Genomic DNA, 24,582 nt, shown 5'->3' on the forward strand with positions numbered 1-24,582 from the left:
CGCAACTTGATTCTTTTGTGTTCCATCAAACTATACATATCGACTTATGAAACATTTATTTGCCATAGCCTTTCTGCTTTGTCTCTTTGTTTCGCAAACCATTTCAGCAGAAGCTCTTCCAAACATCGACCGCACTTGCAAAAATTGCGAGCGTCGTTATCTTGATTCCCTGAACGTCTACAACAGGCGCCCGATTCGCTTGAACCAGGCCGGTTTCCGTCCGCAAGACTACAAGTACGCCTACGTGGCCGATTTTCCCGTCGGGACCAAGTTCTCCGTTATCGACGCGAACAGCGGCACCGAGGCCTTCAGCGGAGTTACAACGAACATCGGCCAGGCCGTCAAGCCAAACATCTGGATTAACGGAGCGTTCAAATCCACGGCCAGCATCTACGAGTTCGGATCGCAGGATTCCATAAGCAACAAAACCGAGCTTCTTACCCGCGCGGAATTCACGCAACTTTCCAAGCAAGGCGAATATTTCCTTGTCATCAACAAGGACACTTCCGCCACGTTCCATATCCATCCGAATATCTACAACGCCATTCTCGAAAATGCGCTCCAGTTCTTTGGAGTGCAGCGTTGCGGTGACACAAAATCGCATTTTCACGGTCCCTGCCACTTGAAAGACGGCTCGGCTGTCGGACATGACCTGAGCGGAGGCTGGCACGACTGCGGTGACCACTTCAAGGTTTCCGAGACCCTGGGATACACGGCCTACGTGCTCTCGATGGTCTACCTCGTCTATGAGGACAAAGCCGAAGATCGCTATGGCGAATCTTATGCCGACACCGTATTCACCGATGGCATCCCCGACATTCTTTACGAAGCGAAAATCGGTACGGACTACCTGCTCAAGCTCTACAAAGCCTCCAAGGAAGACGGCCTGATCGACAAGGGCGACATGTACCACTCTGTCGGCGTTGGCACCGAAGACCACCAATACTGGGACCTTCCCGAACGCCAGGAAAAGCAGTCTTTCGAAAAGGGCGGCCCCGACCGTGAAGTCGCAAGGGGCATCGGCACCAACACGGCAGGCATCTTCGCCGCAGCCATGGCAAACGTCGCCAAGGGTTTCGAAATTCTGAAACCGGATTACCATGATGAACTTCTGGAAGCTGCAAAGGATATTTATGCCAAAATCGTCGCTCCCACCTTCTTGAACGGGAACGGATGTTCTGTCGGTGGAGGCAAGTCCACCGATGGGCTCAAGGGTTTTTACCCTGGTGCTGGCGTCTGCTTTGACGACGCCGCTGCTGCGGCACTCGCCCTTTGGTATGCAACCGGTGAATCCAAATACGCCGATGACCTATTCAGGGATACCAAAATCAACAACAACAAAAACGCAGTTGACAACCTGGAATACTTCAAGTCCGGCTACCTCGGCAACAATTATGGATTCCACCCTGGTGGATGGGCGACCGACTACGAGAACGTCCATGCCTATGTATTGTTCGCGCTACAAAAACTGATTCTCAGTAAAGAAGATGTCGCCCGTTCGCTCGGGCTGTCCGACATCGAAAGGGACTCCCTCTCCATGCGTGTCATGGCTTCGTTCCGCAAGCTCATCAATGACAGCACCAACGATGGCGATTCCCTAGTGCTCACAAACCCGGGCATTCCGCAGGGCACACCACACGAAGGAGCTACCAAACTACACGTAATCACCCCCTATAACCTTGTCTGGACTTCCTTTGACTGGGGTGTCATCCGCTACAACCTCGGTACGGCAAACGCAATATTCCTGATGTACGAGTTGACCGGCGACGAACGCTACCTCCGCGTCGCCCTCGACAACATGTACTATGCACTTGGCGCAAACCCGTGGGACATCTCGTTCCTGCTCGGTGCCGGCGAAAAGAACCCCCAGCACCCGCATAACCGCGCCGCCAACCCGGACGGCTACAACGCCGGTGGCATGCCCTACGAATACAAGTGCCCCAAGGGCGCACTCATGGGCGGCAGGGCCCCCAACCTCACCTTAATCGAGGACTGGGAAAAGTACACCTCCACCGAAACTTGCGTCGACTTCTCGGCACAGTTCTTGTTCCCGGCACAGAGCCTCGCGAACACGCTGCCCCCCGACAACGAAGGTCCGTTGTTCAGCAACATCATAGGCACTCCGATTTCGGAAACGGAGGCCATCATCAGCTGGAACACTAACGAAGTAGCCCTAACGACAGTCTTCTACGCACTACAGCCCAACAGCACCGAACTCATGGGCGAGCAACAGACCGAGCCGACCAAGGACGGCAGCCTGACACTGAAAGACCTTACGCCTGGGGCCACGTACTATTTCTACTTGGAAGGCGTTGACACCAAACGAAACCCGGCCAAGGACGACAACCATGGTCAATGGTACAGCTTCACGATGACTCTTGAACCCATCACCATTAGCGGCGTGACCATTTGCCAAGTAGACCACCGCAGCGCCAAGATTTACTGGTGGAGCAGCAGCCGCGCCAACGGCGTCGTCAACTACGGAACGTCATCCGGTTCCCCCACGGAATCGCAGGTGGCATCAGGCGGAGCCGTACTCTTCCACGAAGCTGAACTGACCGGTCTCAAGTCCGGGACAACCTACTACTTCACCGTTTCTTCGGGAGCCACGAAATCCACTGAATATTCCTTCACGACCGAGGCACACAACGTCTATGCGGACCTCGACATTATCATTAAGCCTTCTTCGTACCAAACTCCATGTAACAACTGGAAAGATTGCCAGCAGTTCATCATCTCCATCACGAATAACGACACAATTCCCTTCGAAGATTTCGAGATGCGTTTCTACGTCAATCAAGATTCGCTTACCCCTGTCACCTATATCGCGCAGAAATATGGTGGTGGCGGTATAGTCAATGGGTCATCAAGCATCTCCTATGACAAGCCCCAATCTGACGGAATGGGCGGATACTACTTGCCTATCAAGGTCAATGGCCAACTGGAAGTCTCTGGAAGAATTGTATTCCAGCTGAAGCTGACCACAACAAATTTCGGGGAACTTGAGGGTTCCTGGTCGCTACGTGCACATACCGATCCCACCGACCCGGTCTACTTCAAGGGTGTCGATTTGAAACAAGGTCCAGCGTTTGTCGAAAACGAAAGCGAATTCATCGAAAGAGACATTTCCGGACAAAAAGTTGCCGCATTTGTCAAAGACCCATACATTGCGGTCTATTACCACGGCAAACACATCTACGGCTATGGTCCGAACGACAACGACGACGGGCCGCAAGTCCGCAGGAATGTCAAGCTGGCATTCGACCAACCGTTTGTCACACCTTATGTTTCCATCGAAAAGGATGACCCGTTCACAACATACTCGGCAACCGCCCGAGTCTCGCCCACCGGTCTCCTCGACGATGTCGAAAAGAACGGCGAATCCATCAGCATCGTGCCCCTCGTCATGGGCAGGACCGATGCGGTCGCGTTCCAAATCGACACGACCCTCGCCTATGGCAACAACTATATCGAATGGGTCGCCTGGCATAACCACTTCGCCAACAAGAACAACACGAACAAGTACGACTGCGCCTGCGATGTCGTGAGGAGCAACGTCGAAATCGACACCATCACGGAACCGCCCGAGCAGCGCTACCTGGAATTCAACCTTGACACGATCAACGTCTACACAGGCCGTTTTGCCGAAGTCCACCTGGTTCTCAAGGACAGCCTCAAGCAGCAAATGTCTTCCGAGAACATGTCTGTCATGTTGACCTCCGACAACCCGCTTGTCCAGTTCTTCACCAGCACGACAGCCACTATCCCGACAACGACTATCGACATCGTGAACGGCGAAGCCGTATTCTACGTGAAAGCGGATTCCGCCCTCACGGCACCGATCCACGCCATGGCCAACTCGACCAAATTTGTCGCTTACGAAAACGCAAAGGCAATCCTTATCGTCGAAGACCTTCCGCCATGGCCAATCATCACTGTAGCAAAGATGATCGACCGCAACTGCGACAACGTTCCCGACGCCATGGCCATCACGCTTTCGAACGCCTACATGGAAAACACTAAATTCTCCATGATCCGGTTCACCTACGGCAGCGACACGCTGACTTCGGACAAGGTGGAAAGCCTGAACGGGACTGAACTCGTCGTCAATATCGACCTCAAGGACACCCGTGCCAACACGGCACCGAGTGGCAGCATCACATTGGTCAGCACCGTCGAAGGCAGCCCCAAGGAATCCAACGACTTCTATGGCGACGGCATTTCTCCGACTCTCCTGTCTGTATCTGTACTGGAACGCCTCGACACGGCAACGGCGGACCGCGTTTACCTGCAGTTCAGCGAGCCCATCTCGGTCCCCAGCCTGGAATGGCCGCTACAGCTCTATAACGGCAACAACCCCGTGCCAACACCAATCAACGTGTCTAACGCAAGGATTTACAACGATTCTCTGAACGTCTGGGAATTCACCGTAAGCTTTGCCCAAGATGGTTCTTCCATCGTCAAGGAAGGCATGGGCGGGCAACTCCTGCTCACCAGCTCCATCATAGACAAAGCGGGTAACGGAGTGGGAACCTGCAAACAGCCCATCCACACCATCACGCTCAAGATTCTCCCCGTCCCGATGACATACGCCTACATTGGCGACAAGAACGAAGACGGCCTCGCCGAATACGTAGAAGCCACCTTCGCCTCGCCTGTAGACGACCGCCACAAACCCGACAGCATTTCCATTGAATTCGGCAGCGCCTACCCCGAAACTCTATGGACTTCGAGCTACACCTTCAGCGACGACCGCAAGACCGCTATACTGAATCTGAAGGAGCCGTTCCGCTTGGGTAACACCAATGGCAACTACTCGGGCGCCTACAACGGCAAGGAACTGGTTGGAGCCGGGCTTGTCATGCAGCACCTCGGTTCGGGTGCTGCCTACGAAACAAACAACGTCATCGCCGAAGACAAGGTGGGCCCCGTCTTTACGTCGGCCATCATCAAATCCACATCCGAATTCGAAAAGCTCAACATCTACGTAAGTGAACCGCTGGCCATCGCAGACACCGCATACAAACTATACCTGCGCGAACGTGGCGAAGCGAGCGTCTTCTCGTATGACCTGATGCGTTGGAACCTCGCCAAGCAGAATGCTGCGCTTGACGTATACTTCTCCAACGAATCGGAAAAAGCGGTCATAGAAGGCGACCGAATTCGCCTCGCACCGCTCAATGAAGGCGCATTCATGGACAAGAGCGGGAACAGGCCCGTGACAGGGAACCCCTGGGTCACCATCTCTGGCGACGGCAAGCCCAAAGTCAAGTACAATGTCAACCTGCAGAGCCCGGTCGTTACTATCGATCCCAAGAAAGTTTCGCCGCCGGTCCCCGGAAACTCGGATTTCCGCATATATGTCTACAACCCGACCACGCACAAACTTGACGCCATCCAAAACGGCAAGGTCGTCGCCTCCATCGATACGACAGTCACGCCGCTGCAAGGCGCCATCTGGACTATCGACATGACAATCCCGAGAGGGGCCGCCTTCGACGAAGCTCCTGCTTGGGACACGATGTCCGTCAAGTACAGGATTCCCATCTACACCAACCTCGGTTCCTTCGTGAACATCATCGAAGGTGGCTACCAAATCACCCCAAATACGTACCTCTCTTCGGATAACAAGGTCACGATCTTCGTGGAATGGGCAACCCTCGACGGCAAGGGAGTCCGTTCGCAAAAGGGCCGCATTGCCGGCACGGGAGCTTACATCTACAAGCTTGAAATCGAGAACCGTTTCACGCCCAACCAGAACACGGACGAGGAAACGCAGAAACGCTTCAAGTTCAAGAGCAGCTACGAAAAGACCAAGAAATTCGGCTTAAAGCGCATAAAATAAAAGAACCCTGTATTTTTTCCCAAAAGAGCTCGCCGTGTGCGAGCTTTTTTTTTAGTTTTCATTACAAGCATGCACGAGGTCTTGTACTCCCATTCGCCATACATCATAGCGCTGTCCGCAATAGCGCTAGTCCTGTCCCTTGGCTTCAAGAAATTGCTTTGGAAAGAGACCTATGCGAAAAAGCTTCCCGAACCCATCTTGAAGTTCATCCATATCAACATCGTATGGAACCTCTGCGCTCTCACGGGTTCTCTATTCCTCTTTCAGCCGCAGACTTCAACAATCAAGCTCGGCCTGTTCACCATCCAGGCCCTAGCCTGGGTGCAGACCGGAACGACAATCTATAGAATTGGCAAACTGGATTCAGATTCCTCGGAATCAAAATTTTCAAAGGTTTGGAACACGGTTGCCATTTGCGCTGTTCTGCTCGTTTCCATATTCGCCCTCTTCGACATCCGCATACTCACCGAGTTCCGCGTCATGGGGCTCTATCCCCTGAAAAACTACCCTATCGCCATCATTTTCTCGACGTTTTTCATTTTATTTGTTGTCCCGCCCATCATCGCGACGATGTACCAGCTGTTCAAGAGGTGCATGCAATCAAGCAGTACGAACATGGTGAAGGTCAACACAAAAATTTTGGCATGTTTCATCACGATATTCCTCATCGCCTATTCGTTCGACTTCATCCTGCCCATTATACAGACGACCTCGTTCAAGCCCGACAAGATGCACTTCCTTTTCTGGAACCAGTGCTGCTGCATACTCATCGCCTTCCTCGCTATTCAATATTTCACATCCATCACGTACAAGAACAAAAGTTCCTACTGGCTGCTCACCAGAATTATCAACCAGATCAACGACGGCATCATCTGCTACCATTCAGATGGACGCATCAAGTCTGCCAACCCGATTGCACTGCAGATGTTCCAGACGACCATCGACGAGTTGCAAACAAAATACATCCAGGAAATTTTCTCGAAGAACCTGGAGTTTTTCCGCGAATCCCATTACAAGAGCCAAAAAATTTCCATCAAGAACGAAATCCACAAGTTCGACATAAAGATTTACCAGAGCCACCTGAACATGCTCTCCAGCGAGTTCGTGATCCAGTTCAGCGACCTCACGAACACGCTATACTACCAACAGCGCATCAAAGACCTGAACGAGCAGTACGTAGAATACAAGCAAGACCTCATCCGTTACCAAGACCGCTTGAACATTTCCGAAAAGCGCTCCGACGAGAACAGGAACTTCTTGTTCACCTTGATTAACGCCCTGCCCTTCCAGTTCTGGTCCAAGAACGAACAGGGTGTCTACGTGATGCAGAATCAGAAAGATATCGCAAACCGCGGAAACAAGTCTTCTTCGTTCGACGAAGCATCGCAAATCACAGAATACGAAATCGAAGCGCGCACCAAAGGCGTCTCAAAATCGTTCATTTCTTACGAGACGGTAAGCGGAAGAATCATCACCCAAGACGAAGCAAACGTCCTTTTCCGCGAAGGAAAGGAAGTTTTCATATTCGACAACCTCTTCATCCCGATTGTCACGGAGTCGGCGCCCTACAAGGTCATCGGCCTGAAAATCGACATGACCGAGCAGCGCAAACTCGAAAAAGAACGTGACATGCTGCGCGAGCAAAAATACATCCACTCCCGCCTCGAAGAATTGGGAACCTTGTGCGGAGCCTTCGCACACGACTACAACAACATCCTCGGGTCACAGATCGGATTCTGCGACCTCGCGAAGGAATCCATCGACGAGAACCATCCGGCCTACATGTTCATCTGCGAAGCGCGCAAGGCTGCAGAACGCGGCAAGCAATCCCTCGAAGAGTTGCTCAGCACGATTCGCGGCAATACCTCCGCCGCCATCCCGCCAATAGAGTTCTCTCCGCACATCATCATCAAGGACGTTGTCGTGCGGTTCACGCAGAGCCTCCCGAAGGGCATGCGCATCGTCTCCACCGAACTCGACGAGGATATCAAGATTATGGGCGTGGTCGCCTCGTTCGAGCGCGTCATCACGAATATCGTGAAAAACGGAATCGACGCAATGAAGTCCACAGGCGGCCAGCTCACCATCCGGATGCATTCCGAAACGCTAGAAGAGACCTTGGATGTCCCCTATGCGGCCCCCATTCCGGCAGGTTCCTACGCAAAAATCAGCATCTCGGACACGGGAACCGGAATGGACGCCGGCACCCTGGAACGCATTTTTTCACCATTTTTTACAACAAAAGCACCTGGCGAAGGCCTCGGTTTAGGGCTATCTTCTGCCGTAAGGCTCCTAAAAGAGGCAAAAGCGTCGTTCAACGTACAAACTACGCTAGGCAAAGGCACCACATTTAATCTATATTGGCCTAAAAGGAATGAATAATGGAGGGACCATGTCCACAATCCTGATTATTGATGATGACGAACAGTTCAACCTGATGCTCAAGTCCGCCCTGACCATTAAGGGCTACGACGTCGATACGGCATCGAACGGAAAAGAAGCCAAGGCTCTGTACCAGAGCAACGTCTACGATGTAATCATTACGGACATTATCATGCCCAACGTCGACGGTTACGAAGTTATCCTTGATCTCCGCCGCATGGGAATGAGTGACAGAATTATCGCCGTCAGCGGTGGCGGACGTACAGCAGCCGACGACTATCTCATCACGGCGAAGCACTTCGACGTCGCGGCGACATTCAACAAGCCCGTAGACCTACAGGCACTCCGAGCGAAGGTCGAGGAAATCATCCAGAAGCACTAAAAGCCTATGAAAATTCTGATCGCCGATTTAGATAAAAACTTTATCAGCGACATCCAGCATTCGTGGTCCATACCGGACACGGATTTTGTCGTGTGCAGCGACAAGGACGCCTTCATGCCTTTGGCCAAGAACCAACCGGTGGACCTCGCGTTCATCGAGGTTCCCTTCCTCATGCTCGAAAACATGGACATGGTGAGCTACCTGAAGGAACGGCACCCCGGCATCGAAATCTACGTGCTGTGCAACGACAAGAACTGGCCCGGTGCGACAAGCGCCATTTCTAGAGGCGCCAGCAGTTTCCTCATGAAGCCGCTTTCTATTTCGCAGCTCGAGGACGTGGCCAAGAAGGCCCTGGCACAGCAGCAGAACAAGTCTACCGCGCAATTGATGGAATCGCAGGTTCTGGATAGCCTGCTCGGCAACACGCCAGAAATGCGCAAGATTCTCAAGACGGTCTACAAGATTGCCCCCACGACAAGCACAGTGCTCATCACCGGCGAATCCGGCTCGGGCAAGGAGTTCCTCGCCAAGATTGTACACCGCTACAGCAAGAGGAGCGAAGCTCCCTTCGTCGCCGTCAACTGCGGCGCCATTCCGGAGAACCTGGTCGAAAGCGAACTCTTCGGCAGCAAGAAAGGTTCGTACACCGGTTCCACCGCCGACAAGAAGGGCCTGTTCGAATCTGCTAACGGCGGCACACTGTTCCTCGACGAAGTCGGCGAACTTTCCCCGGCAACGCAGGTCAAGCTCCTGCGCTTCTTGCAGAACCACGAGATACGCCGCGTGGGCGAAACCGAGAGTCGCTATGTGGACGTACGCGTCATCGCGGCGACAAACCGCGAACTCAAGGACGCCATGCTCGAAGGCCGGTTCCGCGAAGACCTTTACTACAGGTTGAACACGTTCCACTTGCAACTCCCGCCCCTGCGCGAACGTAAGCCCGTGATCCCTGCACTCGTGCGCTACTTCATCCTCAAGTACAAAGAAGCCCACGGCAAAGACATTGTCGACATCGAGCCCGCAGCACAGTATGCGCTCAGCCGCTACCGCTATCCGGGCAACATCCGCGAACTCGAGAACATCATCGAGCATGCCATCGTGCTTTCGGAAAACGGAGTCATCCGTTTGGAAGACCTGCCCGAAGAAGTCCAGAACGAAGCGAACGAAAAGCCCATCGCCATCCCGCACATGAAGCAGGCGGCCATCGCGAACGGCGAGACCGTCTGGGATAACGGCGGCGCAATCGCCCCGCAGGAAAGTTCGGCAGAACGCGGCGGGACGGAAAGCGAGCCCTATCCGGGCAAGGCCCAGGACGGCTATGCAGAAATCACCCTTGGCGAAAAGAAGGACGCAAGCAGTTCCGACGAAATCCTCTCGCTCGAGGAAATGGAACGCAGGCACATCCTGCATGCGCTCAGCATTTGCAAAGGGAACCGCACCGAAGTCTGCAAGCGACTCGGCATCAGCCGTGCCACTCTATGGCGCAAGCTGAAAGAGTTGAAGATTGCGATGGAAGAAAGCGACGAGGGGTGAGGCTCGAGGCTCCAGGTTCGAGGAGCCGGCAATGAGCGATAAGCAGTGAGATAAAAAAGGAGATGCCCGGTCAAGCCGGGCATGACACATCCCTAACCACTAACCACTGCTTACTGCCTACTTGTACTCTCGCTTCGCTCAAGTACCAAATGCTCGGCTCGGCCATGTTCAAGCAAGCTTGACCGCGCCGCTCGCCTTACGCATTTGTCCTACTGTCTACTGCCTACTTCCACAAGCGTTGCGACAAGGCAAGAATCCTTCGTGGAACCACTGCCCGCAAAATCAATATCCTGCCCGCGCTTCCAAGCAGTGCGGGCATTCTTGTGTACCGACTTCACGGCATCGAGTACGTCGCGAGAGAACGCGTCAAGCGCAAATTCGCTGTAATTGGAACTCACCATGATGAACCCGTGCGGGTTGAGGATTTGAGCGCATTCCGCGACAAGCGGCATCAAGTGTTCGCGCACGTTGAAGTTGAAGCCCTTGAAGCGGGCGAAGCTCGGCGGATCGAGAACGATACCATCGAAGCGGAGCCCTTTCTTGCAAGCCCAGCGCACGTATTCAAGCGCATTGCCGCGGAAAAATTCTCCCGGGCGCAAGTCAAGGCCATTCAGTGCGTAGTTTTCACGGCCCTTGTCCAAAATCTTCCCGCTGATGTCGGCATTCGTCGCGACAGCGGCACCACCCAGGCGCGCATGCACCGAGAAACTGCACGTGTAGCTGAAGAGGTTGAGGAAGTGCGGGCCTTCACCGTCCATCGCGCGGAAGCGTTCCTCCACTTCGAGGCGCACATGGCGCATGTCGAGGAACAGTCCAGGATTCACCGTATCGAGCAAATCTACATGAAAACGCGCGCGCCCCTCGCGCACGACGCCCACGGCATCCTCACGCGAGCCAAAAGCAATTTCCATCGGAGCATTTTCCAAGGACTTGCCCGAGCGCGAGAGACGCTCCTTCACCACAACGCAAACAGGATTGAACAGTCGCGACACCGCATCGACAAGCTCGCGGCGACGCGACAGCATCTCTGGCCCAAAGAACTGCACCTGGAACCGATCACCGAAACGGTCAAGCGTAAGGCCCGGAAAACCGTCAGCAGCCCCATTCACAATGCGGTAAGCATCGGTCACCTCAAACAGCGCTGAGCGTTTTTCGAAAGCAGATTGGAGGAGGGAAAGCATGAATGACTAGGGGTTAGAATCTAGAGGCTAGGATCTAGGGGTTAGTAGCGGTGAGCTTTGAGCCATCAGCAGTGAGTAGCGAATCTACGAAAATCATACCTCATCGCTCATTGCTCATAGCTGTCAAGCATCACTTGTCCAAATTCTTGATTTGGTCCACGAACTCGCCGACTTCCTTGAACTCACGGTAGATGGAGGCAAAACGCACATAAGCCACGGGATCGAGTTTTTTGAGTTCCTGCATGGTCATGTTGCCAATCTGGTCGTAAGTCACCTCGAAGCTATCATTGACCGGCAGGGAATTCTCGACGTTGGTCGCCAAGTTTTCCAAGTCTTCCCTGGACACCGGGCGCTTCTTGCAAGAATCCATAAGGCCCTTCATCAGTTTCTCGCGCTGGAAAGGCTCCTTGCTCCCGTTCCTCTTGATAACGGTAAGCGGCTGCAACTCGATATATTCACGAGTTGTAAAGCGGCGGCCACAGGCAAGGCATTCGCGGCGGCGGCGTATAGAGGTTCCGCTCACGCGGCTATCGACAACCTTGTCGTTGTCGGTTTTGCAAAAAGGGCAAATCATGGCTTGAATATAAGTTTTTTCGCGAGGAAAAAGCACTTTTTTTGAGATTTCGTCATTATCCGTGAGGCAAAAGGGCTTTTTTTGTAAAAATCCAAGTTAAAGGGAAAACTAATCCTTCAAACAACGGACAGGAGTCGCATTAATCTTCGCAAAACCATACACCCCAAAACTTACATGATGATCACCAGATCGAAGAATCAACGCGATTGAGTTCAGGCTATCTTTTGACGCGGTACTCCAATACACTGCGTCATTACCATAATAAATTCTACGGCCATAATCATATTGTCCATTCAGATAAAACATCGGAGCAACAGGATAAGCAGAAAAAGAATAATCGTCAGTCCCAGTCAAATTCCAGGAAGATCCATTCCGATTCCAACTCGTCACAGCTTTCAGTTTTTCCCCACCAAAGGAACCAATACCCGTTGATTCCATAAGAATATCCCAGTCTTCTTTGCTCGGAAGATGCCAGCCAAGCGGACAAACACCCCTAACAACATCGGCATGGTTACATTCAGAAGCATAACCGCACCCCTTTCCATTATCGCTATAGACACCCGCACTATCCATCGCAGCGCTCCACAAGTAGAGGCGGCCGTCCATTTCGCAATACTGAAGTGTATCATTATAACAAAAGCTACTGGAATCCAAAGTTGACGTAGGCTCTACATAACGGAATCTCAGGTTTTCCTTCATCCACCACTGATCGCGAATTTTTACGGTCTTATAAGTCTGACCATCACGGTCATCAACCAATGTCCCATATTCACAATTATCTTCAGAACTCGTTCTACATGGAGGTTCCGGTTCAACCCATTCCGCTTGCCAAGTACTTGATTCCGCATCGCAGGCGATGAACGTCAACGCACTCAAAAGGAGAGTTGCACATCCCATCGACGTAATCATTTTAGAATACATATTCACTCCTTAACCACTTATTCTTCGAGCATACTTCAAGCCCATCTTCTTTTACTCGTAAATATACAATAAAAAAAACGACCAACCGGTCGTTTTTTTTTATGAATCTTATCGCCAGGTTTCGCCTTGCGAAATTACCCGTTCACCTTCTTGAAGTCAGCGACGTTCTGCGCAAACTCGGCGAGGTATTCCTTGGCCTTCGCAGCCACAGCCTCGGGCACGTAGCCGAATTCCTTCTCGAGCACGCCAGCCGGAGCGGAAGCGCCAAAGCGTTCCAGGCCGCAAGCCTTGCCGAACCCGCCAACCACGCGGTCGAAGAGGACCGGGAGGCCGCTGGAGAGAGCGAACACCGGAGTCCAGGGCACGAGCACCTGGTCGCGGTACGCCTTGTCCTGCTTGAGGAAGAGAGCCGGGCTGATCATGGAGACGACGCGCACGGCCTTGCCTTCGGCACGGAGGAGTTCGGCGGCCTGGTGTTCCAGCAGCACGTCGGAACCGTTCGCCACAAGAGTGAGGTCCGGGTTCTTGCCGGCGGCGGTATTGTCGCTCACGATGTAGGCGCCCTTGCGGCAAGCCTTCGCTGCTTCGTAGCGATTGTCGCCGGGGAGAGAGTTCACCACCTGGCGCGTGAGGATGAGGGCCGTCGGGCTGTCGTTGTTTTCGAAAGCCATTTCCCAGGCGGCGAGCGTTTCGAACGCATCGGCCGGACGGAGCACGAGCATTTCGGCCTTGCCGTTTTTCTTCGTAAGGTCTTCGAGCAAGCGAATCTGCGTTTCGTGTTCGATGGGCTGGTGCGTCGGGCCGTCTTCGCCCACGCGGAAGCTGTCGTGCGTGAACACATACTTGACAGGCAGGCCCATGAGGGCGGCCATGCGGATAGCGGGCTTCATGAAGTCGCTGAACACGAAGAACGTAGCGCAGATCGGGAACAAGCCCTTCTGCAATGCGATACCGTTCATGATGGCGCCCATCGTCAATTCGGCGACACCCACCTGGACAAACGCACCCTTGAAATCGTTCGGACGGAAGATGCCCGTCTTGTTGAGGAATGCCTGCGTGTTATCGGAGTTGGAAAGGTCGGCGGAACTGCAAATGATGTTGTGGAAGTTTTCGGCGAGGTAGCCGAGCACCGTACCGCTCGTTACGCGAGTAGCCACACCTTCCTTGATCGGGAGGTTCGAGAGGTTGAGCACCGGAGCCTTGCCGGAGAGCCATTCATTGAGGGTTGCGGACTTTTCGGCATTCGCGGCATCCCAAGCGGCCTTGGCCTTCTTCCATTCGGCAACTTCCTTGCGGAGTTCGTTTGCGCGGGCTTCGAATGCAGCCTTCACGTCGTCGAACACCTGGAACGGATCGTCCGGGTTACCGCCGAGGTTCTTGACCGTCGCGGTGGTGGAAGCACCGGCAGCGTTGAGCGGCTGGCCGTGCGTAGAAACTTCGCCTTCGTAGCTCTTGCCGTCTTCGGCAACAGCGCCCTTGGCCATCGTGGTGTGGCCGAACACGAGCGTCGGCTTTTCCTTCTCGGCCCAGGCTTCCTTGAATGCCTTGCGGAGTTCGGCGATGTTGGAACCGTCGCATTCGATAACGCGGAAACCCCATGCCTTGTACTGGCCGACGAAGTCGTGGCTCATTACGTCTTCGGTCTTGCAGCTCAGCTGCACCTGGTTCGCATCGTAGAAGAAGATGAGGTTCGAAAGCTTGAGGTGGCCAGCGATACGGCCAACGCCATAGGCAATTTCTTCTTCGAGGCCGCCGTCAGAAACAAGGCAAACCGTCTTGTGCTCGAGGATGGAACCGAAACGTTCCACCATGAAGCGTTCGGCGATAGCAGCACCAAGAGCAATGCCGTGGCCGATACCGAGCGGGCCCGAGGAGTTCTCGATGCCGAGCATCACGTCCAGTTCGGGGTGACCCGGAGTGCGGCTACCGAGCTGGCGGAAGTTCTTCACGTCGTCGAGAGTGAGGCGACCGGTGAGCACGAGCTCGGAGTACAGGAGCGGGCTCATGTGGCCCGGATCCATGAAGAAACGGTCGCGGCCCATCCATTCCGGATCGTCCGGATCGAAGCGCAAAAATTCCGCAAACAAAAGCGTCGTGGCGTCAGCGGCGCCCATCGCACCACCCGGATGCCCGGACTTCGCCTTCTGCACCATGGCAGCGGATAAAATTCGGACGTTGTCGGCTGCTTTTGTAACTAGAGCATCTTGCACGGTAAAACCTCTCTCGATGTTGTTTTTTACGCGCCAAATGTAGTTTTTTCTCGCCACTCTCTCAAGGCATAAAGATGAAAAGTCATTTATGCCCCGCCTTTTTTTGCATAAAAATCGGGTTTTTCAGAAAAAGTTATATTTTGACCCGAAGTCGCCGTAAACGACGGAATCGCCCCCTAAAGGAGCGGTTTTAATTGTTTTTTGGAATAGAGACATGAAGATTAAAAACTATATCTTGGCAATACTCAAGAACTTAGCCCATCCTGTCGGAATCGCGGGAGTGGTCATCGCCCTCGCAATCCCCTTCTTGGTCTACCTCGCCCCCAACATCGGGCACAAGGAAACCATCCGCCAGCTGGACCTGAACCTCCCCATCCCCCTCTTCTGTGTACAGTTCGCCCTCGCTATCGTACTGATCATCATACTGAACAAGGATTTCCGCGAATGGTTCCGCGGTATCCTCCCTGCAAAGGCATTCAGCATCATGGCACTCGTATTCGCGGTCGCCGTTTCCATCTTCGCCGCAACGCAAATCGAAGCACGTCACCGCGTCCAGAGCGACGAAAGCGTGTTCATGGCCGTAGCGCAGAACATGTTCTACAACCACGAGAGCGGCACCTGCAACCAAGGTCTCTTCTCCGACGGCAAGCTGGAATGCACCTCCAAGTCCAACAGTTTCAAGACCAAGGGCCTCTCGTTCCTGTATTACCTGGGCATGCCGTTGTTCGGCAGCGACCTCCACTGGATTTTCAACATGGAACTCCTGATGCTGCCGCTGGCGTTCTTGCTGATGTTCTTCGCCATCGTCGCATGGACAAGACAACCGCTGCTCGCCTTCTTCGCATCGCTATTGCTCGCACTGCAACCTACTGTCCTGTTCCAGTTCCGCGCCATGTCGGTGGAACCGCTCTACATATTCCTCTCTGCTCTTTCGCTCCTGGTGTTCAAGTGGGCGTTTGACCGCAACACGGTCAAGCATTGGGCCCTGCTCGCACTCATCCTCGCCTTCTTCGCACAGACCCGCCAAGAGACGGCATTCTGCCTGTTCGCCTTCATCATCTTTGCATTGCCCAAGCTGCTCGACACCAAGGACTACAAGGCACCCACGTTCTTCGTGACACTCTCGCTGTTCTCGGTCCCCGCACTCCTGACTATCAGCTACTTCCAGGGATTCGGTTTCCAAGGCGGCGAATACGAGGCACACGGGCACTTCATCGAAGATTTGCTCAGGAACTGGGAAATCATGACGAAGCCGCTCAACGACAGCGGCGAACTTTCCAACCCGTTCCTCAGCTACTTCAACTACCTGTTCGCGCTGGGTGCGGCCTACCTCCTGTTCCGCGCATTCTACGACCTGCGCAAGAAGGATTTCTTCTACCTCGAAGTCCTCGCCTTCCTCGTCATCTACCACCTGCAGACCTATGTCATTCTCGAGAACGTCTCCGGCGACTTCGGCATCGAAATCAACCAGCGCTACAGCCTGGTGATGCTGCCGTCCATGGCATTTGTCGCAGCACTCCCCATCGCCCACTTTGTTGAAACCATCGTCAAAACGAGCCTAGATTCCAAGTCCAAGAACGCAGGGCGCGTTACCGTACTTGCGGCCATTGTCGTCGCTGCGGTACTCTCCGGGTGGACAGCCCACTACAAGCCGGACTTCAACAAGAACATCATGTACAACAGGAACCACCTGACCATCGAGGAACACGAGATTCTCGCCTGGCTCAAGGAAATGCCTGCAAAGAACAGACTGTTCATCTACGGGCGCCCGTGGCATTTCGTGGGTTACGGAATTTCGTCCATCCACTACGACCAAGCACGCAAGATGAACGCCAATGCGCTCAAGGACTTGATGCAGAAGTACGACGAAGTCTACTACATCCGTGGCCTTGACTGCTGGGACAGCCAGACTTACCACAAGAAGGCTGTCGAGCACCGCATCGCGACGACCTGCGACGTGTTCGAAAAAGAAATGGAACTGGAAGGCGTCAAGAACATCCTCGTCACAAACAACTACTGGGTACAAATCGCCAAGTTCCTGGGCCGCAAGTCTTACGACCCGTCCAACATCATCACGGTCGGCGTTCCCGAAATGGCAGACACCGCACTTGTCCTCGGCATCAACCTGAAGGACTCCCGTACAGAAGCCCGCCAGTGGACATATAAGGTAGACATGAACGACCGAGCCCTTGTGGAAGGCCACTACGAAGAAGGCGCTCTGCGAGTCAGCATACCCAAGGACACCGTCTTGACCGGCTATAACAAAATTGTCTACACGGTCAAGGACCAAAACGACAAAATCATCGGGATTATCGAAGACTACTACTTCAACGCGAAAGACGGAGCTCTCGCCCTGAACGGTGTCAAGTTCGAAAGTCACAAGCAAGCCTGGGGCACGTTGCACACAAACGAGTCCATTGACGGCAACAAGCTAACGGTCAATGGCAGGAAATTCAAGTTCGGTTACGGTACCCATGCCGCCTCCGAAACCGTATTCAACCTTGAAGGCAAATTCAACACGTTCTCCATGCAGTACGGCCTCGACGACGAATCGCTCTGCAGCAACGGCGTAAAGATCCAAGTGCTCGGAGACGACAAAGTTCTCGCCGAAACAGAATTCTTCAAGGCCGGTTTCCTCGGAGCCCTCACGACCGAAATCAAGGATATTCAAAAACTCACAATCAAGTCCATCGCCAACGGCAGCATAGACTGCGCCCACGTGGACCTCATCAACCCGGAAGTAAAATAATGCTCTTATCCGTAATTATCCCCGTATTCAACGAAGAAGAAATCGTCGCAAAGACATACGAAGTCCTTGAAGAAGAACTCAAGAACGTCGAACACGAACTCATATTCGTGAACGACGGTTCGAAGGACAAAACCCGCGAAATCGTCGAAAGCTTGCTTCCGGGCAACCCGAACAACAAGATTATCAACTTCAGCCGCAACTTCGGCCACCAAGCCGCCTTCAGTGCGGGCCTCGACCACGCCACGGGCGATGCAGTCGTCATCATCGACGGCGACTTGCAAGACCCGCCAAGCCTCATTCACGAGATGCTCGAAAAGTGGCGCGAAGGTTATCAGGTCGTGTACGCACAGCGAAACAAGCGCAAGGGTGAAACCATCTTCAAGCGCTTCACTGCGTACTGCTTCTACCGCCTTATCGGCAAACTCACGAGCATCGACATTCCGCCTGACACCGGTGACTTCCGCCTCATGGACCGCTGCGTAGTAGACCAGCTCAAGAACCTGCCGGAACGCAGCCGTTTCTTGCGTGGGCTCGTCTGCTGGGTCGGCTTCAAGAAGATTGGCGTCAAGTACGACCGCGCCGAACGCACCGCAGGCACTTCCAAGTACCCGCTCAAGAAGATGTTGCGCCTCGCCTTCGACGGCATCACCGGTTTCAGTTCTGCTCCGCTCAAAATCAGTTTCTATCTCGGCTTCACCGCGGTCATTGTCGGGTTCGGCCTTCTCGTCTGGTCTATCCTCGAGAAATTCCTCAACCCCGCGACAACCGTCCCCGGCTGGGCATCGCTCATGACCGCCATCGTGTTCTTCGGCGGCATCCAGCTGATTTCCATCGGCATCCTCGGCGAATACATCGGCCGCATCTACGACGAAGTCAAGCAGAGACCGTTATATATTGAGGATAAGAAGTAGTAGGTAGTAGACAGTAGGAAGTGATTAGGGGTTAGGATCTAGGATCTAGGGAGAAATATCACGGCTTCGCCGTCTGTTACTAACGCACGAAGTGCGTGATTCTTTTCACTAGCCTCTATTCTCTAGTCTCTATTCTCTAGTCTCTCAAAAACTCACTGCTCATTGCTCATAGCTCGAACCTGGAGCCTAACATATGAAAAACAAACTATTCGTCATGAGCGCCGCAAGCGGCGCGGGCAAGACAACCCTTAAGGACAAGGTCATCGGGGAATTCCCCGACATCGTGTATTCCATTTCGGCAACCACGCGCAAGCCGCGCGAAGGCGAGGTGGACGGAGTCCACTACTTCTTCAAGACAAAGGAAGAATTCGAGAAGCTAATTAAAGAAGACGGCCTTATCGAATGGAACGAGGTCCACGGCAACTACTACGGTACGCCCAAGTTCTTTGTTGAAGACATGCTCCGCCAAGGCAAGCGAGTGCTGTTCGATCTCGACGTTTTCGGCAAGGTGAACTTTGACAAGGTTTACCCCGATGCGACTGGCATTCTGATTCTCCCGCCGAGCGAGGAGGAACTGGAACGCCGTCTGCGCGGGCGCGGCACCGACTCCGAAGAAGTCATCCGGCTGCGTCTCGAAAACGCCAAGAAAGAAATGGAATTCGCAAAGACCAAGGGCAAGTACGAATACACGATTATCAACGACGACCTTGAAAGGGCCGCCGATGAACTCCGTGCCATATTGAAGCAGAAGTAGGTTAACCTATTCGATTTCGACCTTGATCTCTACGCCAGGGAACCACGGTTTCGCAGCGTTCACGACAGGCCAAAGAATTCGACGGACGGGCGTAAGCTCGTTCGTTTTCAAATACAGCTTGGCCCAGCGAACATTCTGCACCACCGGGACAAAGGCATCCACCGGGCCCATCACCGTCATCGACTTTTCCGCACGGCACATTTTTTCCACACGGCCAACGGCTTCGCGCAAAAGCGATTCATCCTTGCAGCCGAACGAAACTTCCACCAATTTGCAGAACGGCGGATAGCACGCCTCGCCACGGTTGCGCATTTCCCATTCTGCAAAACCACCAAAATCGTGTTGCAGAGCAAAGCGCATCACTGGTTCGTCGGGATTGAGCGTCTGCACCAGAACCTTGCCTCCCCCCTGTGCGCGGCCGGCACGACCTGCTGTCTGGCTCAACAGTTGGAACAGCCTTTCTGTATTGCGGAAATCCGGCAAGCCAAGGCCACTATCGGCACCCACGATACCCACCAGCCTCACGCCCGGGAAATCGTGGCCCTTCGCGACCATCTGCGTCCCGAGCAAAATGTTGTACTCACGATTGCGGAACGCATCTAAAATCTTTTCAACAGAACCCACGTTCTGTGTCGTATCGCGATCCATGCGCACAATTTTCGCACCGGGCACCCACTCGGCAATTTCTTCTTCCAGTTTTTCGATAGCGCCACCAACGAACTCAAACGTTCCCGCACCACAAGAATGGCACGGAGTGTTCACCGGATAAAGCAAGCCACAGTAATGGCACATCAGCGAGCCATACTGTTTATGATAAACTAGCGGAACATGGCAATGTTTGCAATAGAGAGTTTCGCCACATTCGCTGCATACGCGAATTTTCGAGTAACCGCGACGGTTCATCAACACAATGGACTGTTCCCCGCCAGCAACGCACTCCACCAAGGCGTCGCGGAGGTCCGGCGACAACATGAGGCCCTTTTGCTGACACACCTTGGCCATGTTTATGATACGCACATCGGGGAGCGATGCCGCCGTTGCGCGTTTTTTGAGCCTCAACAGCTTTATGTTGTTTAAAACCGCATTGCGGTAAGTCTCGAGGCTCGGCGTGGCACTCCCGAGAACGACCAAGGCTCCGTACTTGTGCGCTACATGGAATGCGAGTTCCCGGGTATGGTAACGCGGGGCCGGGTCCTGTTGTTTGAAGGAAGAATCGTGTTCTTCGTCCAAGATGACGACATCAAAATCAAATGGTGCAAGAATTGCACTGCGCGTCCCGAGTACGACTCGCGCCTCGCCACACAACACCGAAACATAAGCCGCTCGCTTTTTCGGAGCAGAAAGCGCGGAATGCAGCACCTGTACAGGCACCTGCAAAAAATCCTCGAACCGTTTTGACGTTTGCGGAGTAAGCCCGATTTCTGGAACAAGAATCAAGACCTTCAACCCACGGGACAAAGCTTCCCATGCCAGTTCTTGATACACACGTGTCTTCCCCGAACCGGTCACACCATGCAATAGCGTCCCGCGAAAACCATTTCCCGAAAGGTCTGCAACAAGGGATTCCAAGGCTATGCGCTGTTCATCGGTCAGAGGAGGCGCATCTGGCCGCACGGGAACGGAATCTTTCGCCACGGCATTGCCGGGCAAATCATCGGTAGAATTTCCAACACCGGCAGCAAGTGCATCTAGATACTTTTCGAACTCGGCTGGCCAAAAAACGTCCAGGGCCTTCATCGGCGTACTCATATAGTAGCGGGAAGTCCACTCCAGCATTTCCATGTACCGTTCACTGAAAACGTACCCAGAAGCATGGGGGAAAGCGCAACGCACATCGAACTTCGGGCGTTCGGCAGTCACCTTCGACACGAGAGCAAGCACCGGTTTTTTGCGGTTGGCCAGCTGGACCCAGACAACGCTCCCGCGCTCCAACGAGACCCCTTCGGGGACGCCGTAAGTGAACACGGACGGGGCCTGCGGGATGTACACCTCGCAGAACTCGGCCAGGGAAGACGCTTTCATCTTCATCCTAACCGCTTCGGGCGCTTGTGTTTTGGGGATCCGTTTCGACATTGGGCTAAAAAATAGCATCAAACCCTACAAAATAAAAGTTTTTTAAAATTTTTTAATATTGTTTTAATTAGATTATGTTTCACAGGTTCGCAAAGGGCCTGAACCTTCCCTGGAGTTTACTATGAGCTTATTGGACGCATTTAAACCGAAATGGCAGAATTCCAACCCTGAAAAGCGCATCGAGGCGATTGACGAGTTGAATTCACAGCATCAGGACATCCTCGAAAACATCGCATTGCGCGATGAAGACAAGGACGTAAGATTGGCAGCCATCAAAAAACTGACCATTGTCTCTACGCTGCTGAACATTTCGAAAAACGATACCGAAGCGATGGTCCGCCGTCTTGCTGAAACGCGTTACTACGAAGAAATCACCAAGAAGCTGAAAGAATTCCGCGAAGCCGCAACTCCCGATATTATTGCGCATCTCGATGAATTGAAAGACACTCGCTACGCCGAAGAACTGCTCAAGTCCATGAAGTCTTCCGAACTTCGACTCGAACTGGTCAAGAAGTGCTCCAAGCAATCGCTCCTCACCTATGCCGCAAACCGCGACCCCAAGGAAAGCGTAGCCAAAGCCGCGTTCGAGCGCATTGAGTCCGAGAACGCCCTCCAGGATATTTCCAAGAACTCCAAGCACACCACCATCCGCAAGATGGCCGCCGAAAAGCTCCGCGCGGCCAAGGAAGCCAAGGACGGTGGTCAGAAGGCCGCAGCGCTCCTGTTCAGCAAGCGCGAAGCCCTTATCCAGCAGGCTCACCACTTTGCCGCCCAGAAGGATCCTCTGGCGATCCGTCCGCAATTCGAAGCCCTGATGGAAGAAGCTCAGACCTTGGGTATGGGTCCAGCCCAAGCAACACTCGACAAGATTCACGAAAGTTTCATCAAGTTCTGCAACGAAGCAAACGAAGCAAAGATTGCTGCACTCAAGGCCGAACAAGAACTGCAGGCCAAGAAGCAGCACCTCACTGAAACTCTTGAAGAACTGGAATCCTTGCTCAACGAAAACGATGCCAAGGAAAAGGGCGAACGCATCGATGCCATCATCGAAGAATGGAACGCCGAAAAGTCCGTCATGGATGCCGCAAGCGTCAAGCGCTTCAACCAGGCATTCTTCAAGGCACAGGATTTGAAGCGTGCCGTACTCGAAAGTCAGCTGAATAACGAAGAGACCGAGAACAAGGAAGCGTCCCGTCCAGAACTGCTGGAACGCCTCCAAGCTCTTGCCGATACGGACACGAGCGAGAATACATCCAAGTATCTCCACGCCATCGTGCGCGAATGGGAAAAGCTCCCGCTCCTCGAAGGCGCCGACCCCGTCCTCCAGAGCTACAACGCCCTGCGCAACAAGCTCAGCGAAAAGATTACCACGTTCAACGAGAACGCCGAAAAGGTGATTGCCGAAAACAAAGTGAAGCTCACGGCTCTCATCGAAAGAGTCAAGGCAATCAACGAGAACGAGAACTTCAAGGAAATCAACAAGAAGCTCCGCGAGACGTTCCAGGAATGGAAGTCCATCGTCGGCGAACAGAAGTTCAAGTACCACGATCTGTGGCAAGAATACAAGAGCGCTACTGCACGTTTCCAGGAAATGCAGCAGTGGGAATCTTGGCACAACGAAAAAGACCGCGACGAAATTCTCACCGAGATGGAAACGCTGAGCAACGAAACACCGAGCCAGGCAGTCCTTTCCAAGCTCCGCGACTTGAGCAACAAATGGCGTGAAATTGGCCCCATCTCTCCGGCCAAGCTCAACGAATACCGCGAAAAGTTCCAGGGGCTCTGCGACAAGATCAAAGAGAACTGCGCTCCGTTCATCGAAGAACAGCAGGCCGAACGCCAGAAAAATTTGGAAGCCAAGGAAGAACTCTGCAAGAAGGCCGAAGAGCTCGTTGCCAACAACGAAATATTCTGGAAGGACAAGTTCAAGGCCATGCAGGAAATCCAGGAAAAATGGAAATCCATCGGCATGGTTCCCAAGGAATCGATGGCCGCATTGTTCGACCGTTTCAAGGCCGTAACCAATGCGTTCTACACCCAGCACAAGGAAAACCTGAAGCAAGAAGACCAGGCCCGCGAAGCGAACTACGAAAAGAAGGTGAAACTCTGCGAAGAAGCCGAAGCGATCAAGGAATCCAGCGACTGGAACGCAACTTCGAACAAATTAAAACACCTCCAGGAAGCCTGGAAGGCAATTGGCCCTGTGCCCAAGAGCAAGTCCGATGAAATCTGGACACGCTTCCGCACTGCATGCGACGCCTTCTTCGAAAAGAAACGCGCCCACTTCGAAGAAATGGACGCATCCAAGCAGAAGAATCTCGAAGCAAAGCAGGCTTTGTGCGACAAGCTCGAAGCTCTTGACATGAACAACATAACGCCGGAACTCATCGAGACAGTCAAGTCGATCGAAGCCGAATGGAAGAACATCGGCATGGTTCCCAAGGAATCTGTCGAAAGCATCAGTGACCGCTTCAACGAGACGATTAACCAGTTCCTCGGCCGCTGTGCCGAAAAGGATGAAGATCTCCACAGGCAGCTCGACGAAGTGAAGGCCAAGAAGCAAGACATGATCGAAAAGGTCCGCCAGTTTGCCGAAAGCGCTGGCAGCAACCAGCTCGCCGAAGCCGTGCGCGAGCTCCAGAAGGAATGGCGCAACCTGGGCAGTTGCGGTGTCGACGACTTGCTCATCCACAAGACATTCCGCGAAGCCTGCGACGACTTCTTCACACGCCGTCGCGACCAGCTTGACATTCAGGAACAGGCCCGCCAGAACAACCTGCAAAAGAAGGTGTTGCTCTGCGAACAGGCCGAAGACCTGCTCACCGACTTGAACGAACAGACTGTGGGTGTATCCATGAACAAGGTAAAGCACCTGCGCCACCTGTGGAAAGAAGTCGGCGCGGTACCCCGCGACCAGTCCGACAAGATTTGGAAGCGCTTCAATACCGCCTGCGACCAGGTGTTCGCCTTCGGTCGCAAAGACCAGATCGAAGCCCCGGCAGTGGCCCCCGAAGCATAAGCACAGGGTGCAAACACAATTTAAGGGATGGCAGCGACGCCATCCTTT

At 53.5% G+C, this 24,582-nt stretch carries 13 protein-coding genes; 8 read left to right on the top strand and 5 right to left on the bottom strand.

Features of this window, described 5'->3' with window-relative positions:
- Positions 1-46: 46 nt before the first annotated feature.
- From Q0Y46_RS03010 to Q0Y46_RS03025, 4 genes are all read left to right on the top strand, one after another.
- On the top strand, positions 47-5,845 hold the full coding sequence (locus tag Q0Y46_RS03010) for a glycoside hydrolase family 9 protein (RefSeq protein WP_297944718.1): 5,799 nt from the start codon (positions 47-49) through the stop codon (positions 5,843-5,845).
- 69 nt (positions 5,846-5,914) lie between these two features.
- Positions 5,915-8,227 carry a PAS domain-containing sensor histidine kinase gene (locus tag Q0Y46_RS03015; protein WP_297944721.1) on the top strand — a complete coding sequence of 771 codons (2,313 nt, stop codon included), beginning with the start codon at positions 5,915-5,917 and terminating at the stop codon, positions 8,225-8,227.
- 10 nt (positions 8,228-8,237) lie between these two features.
- Positions 8,238-8,609 carry a response regulator gene (locus Q0Y46_RS03020; protein ID WP_295681694.1) on the top strand — a complete coding sequence of 124 codons (372 nt, stop codon included), beginning with the start codon at positions 8,238-8,240 and terminating at the stop codon, positions 8,607-8,609.
- Positions 8,610-8,615: 6 nt separating this feature from the next.
- A complete protein-coding gene (locus Q0Y46_RS03025; protein ID WP_295681692.1) occupies positions 8,616-10,142 on the top strand; it encodes a sigma-54 dependent transcriptional regulator in 1,527 nt (508 codons plus the stop codon).
- 209 nt (positions 10,143-10,351) lie between these two features.
- On the opposite strand, the gene Q0Y46_RS03030 is transcribed toward Q0Y46_RS03025, so the two are convergent.
- The 4 genes from Q0Y46_RS03030 to Q0Y46_RS03045 form a co-directional block, all read right to left on the bottom strand.
- Positions 10,352-11,323: a class I SAM-dependent methyltransferase gene (locus Q0Y46_RS03030; protein WP_297944726.1), complete on the bottom strand. Its 972-nt coding sequence runs from the start codon at positions 11,321-11,323 to the stop codon at positions 10,352-10,354.
- 130 nt (positions 11,324-11,453) lie between these two features.
- Complete coding sequence (gene nrdR, locus Q0Y46_RS03035; RefSeq protein WP_290960389.1) at positions 11,454-11,897, bottom strand: transcriptional regulator NrdR; 444 nt, start codon at positions 11,895-11,897, stop codon at positions 11,454-11,456.
- Between the two features lie 108 nt (positions 11,898-12,005).
- On the bottom strand, positions 12,006-12,818 hold the full coding sequence (locus Q0Y46_RS03040) for an FISUMP domain-containing protein (protein WP_297944729.1): 813 nt from the start codon (positions 12,816-12,818) through the stop codon (positions 12,006-12,008).
- A gap of 134 nt (positions 12,819-12,952) precedes the next feature.
- Positions 12,953-15,028, bottom strand: a complete 2,076-nt coding sequence (locus Q0Y46_RS03045) for a transketolase (RefSeq protein WP_297944732.1) — start codon at positions 15,026-15,028, stop codon at positions 12,953-12,955.
- 214 nt (positions 15,029-15,242) lie between these two features.
- Between Q0Y46_RS03045 and Q0Y46_RS03050 the strand changes: the two genes are divergently transcribed.
- The 3 genes from Q0Y46_RS03050 to gmk all read left to right on the top strand — a co-directional run bounded on the left by Q0Y46_RS03050 (position 15,243) and on the right by gmk (position 19,442).
- Positions 15,243-17,777 carry an NPCBM/NEW2 domain-containing protein gene (locus Q0Y46_RS03050; protein WP_295681679.1) on the top strand — a complete coding sequence of 845 codons (2,535 nt, stop codon included), beginning with the start codon at positions 15,243-15,245 and terminating at the stop codon, positions 17,775-17,777.
- Positions 17,777-18,688: a glycosyltransferase family 2 protein gene (locus tag Q0Y46_RS03055; protein ID WP_297944735.1), complete on the top strand. Its 912-nt coding sequence runs from the start codon at positions 17,777-17,779 to the stop codon at positions 18,686-18,688. Before Q0Y46_RS03050 ends, Q0Y46_RS03055 begins: the two co-directional genes overlap by 1 nt.
- 193 nt (positions 18,689-18,881) lie before the next feature.
- Entirely contained in the window at positions 18,882-19,442 is a 561-nt protein-coding gene (gene gmk, locus Q0Y46_RS03060; protein WP_295681674.1) for a guanylate kinase, read from the top strand.
- 6 nt (positions 19,443-19,448) lie between these two features.
- Here the strand turns inward: gmk and priA are convergent, their stop codons facing one another.
- On the bottom strand, positions 19,449-21,515 hold the full coding sequence (gene priA, locus Q0Y46_RS03065) for a primosomal protein N' (protein WP_297944738.1): 2,067 nt from the start codon (positions 21,513-21,515) through the stop codon (positions 19,449-19,451).
- 121 nt (positions 21,516-21,636) lie between these two features.
- Between priA and Q0Y46_RS03070 the strand changes: the two genes are divergently transcribed.
- Positions 21,637-24,534 carry a DUF349 domain-containing protein gene (locus Q0Y46_RS03070; protein ID WP_297944741.1) on the top strand — a complete coding sequence of 966 codons (2,898 nt, stop codon included), beginning with the start codon at positions 21,637-21,639 and terminating at the stop codon, positions 24,532-24,534.
- Positions 24,535-24,582 lie beyond the last annotated feature (48 nt).

The organism is uncultured Fibrobacter sp., assembly GCF_947305105.1.
GTDB lineage: Bacteria > Fibrobacterota > Fibrobacteria > Fibrobacterales > Fibrobacteraceae > Fibrobacter.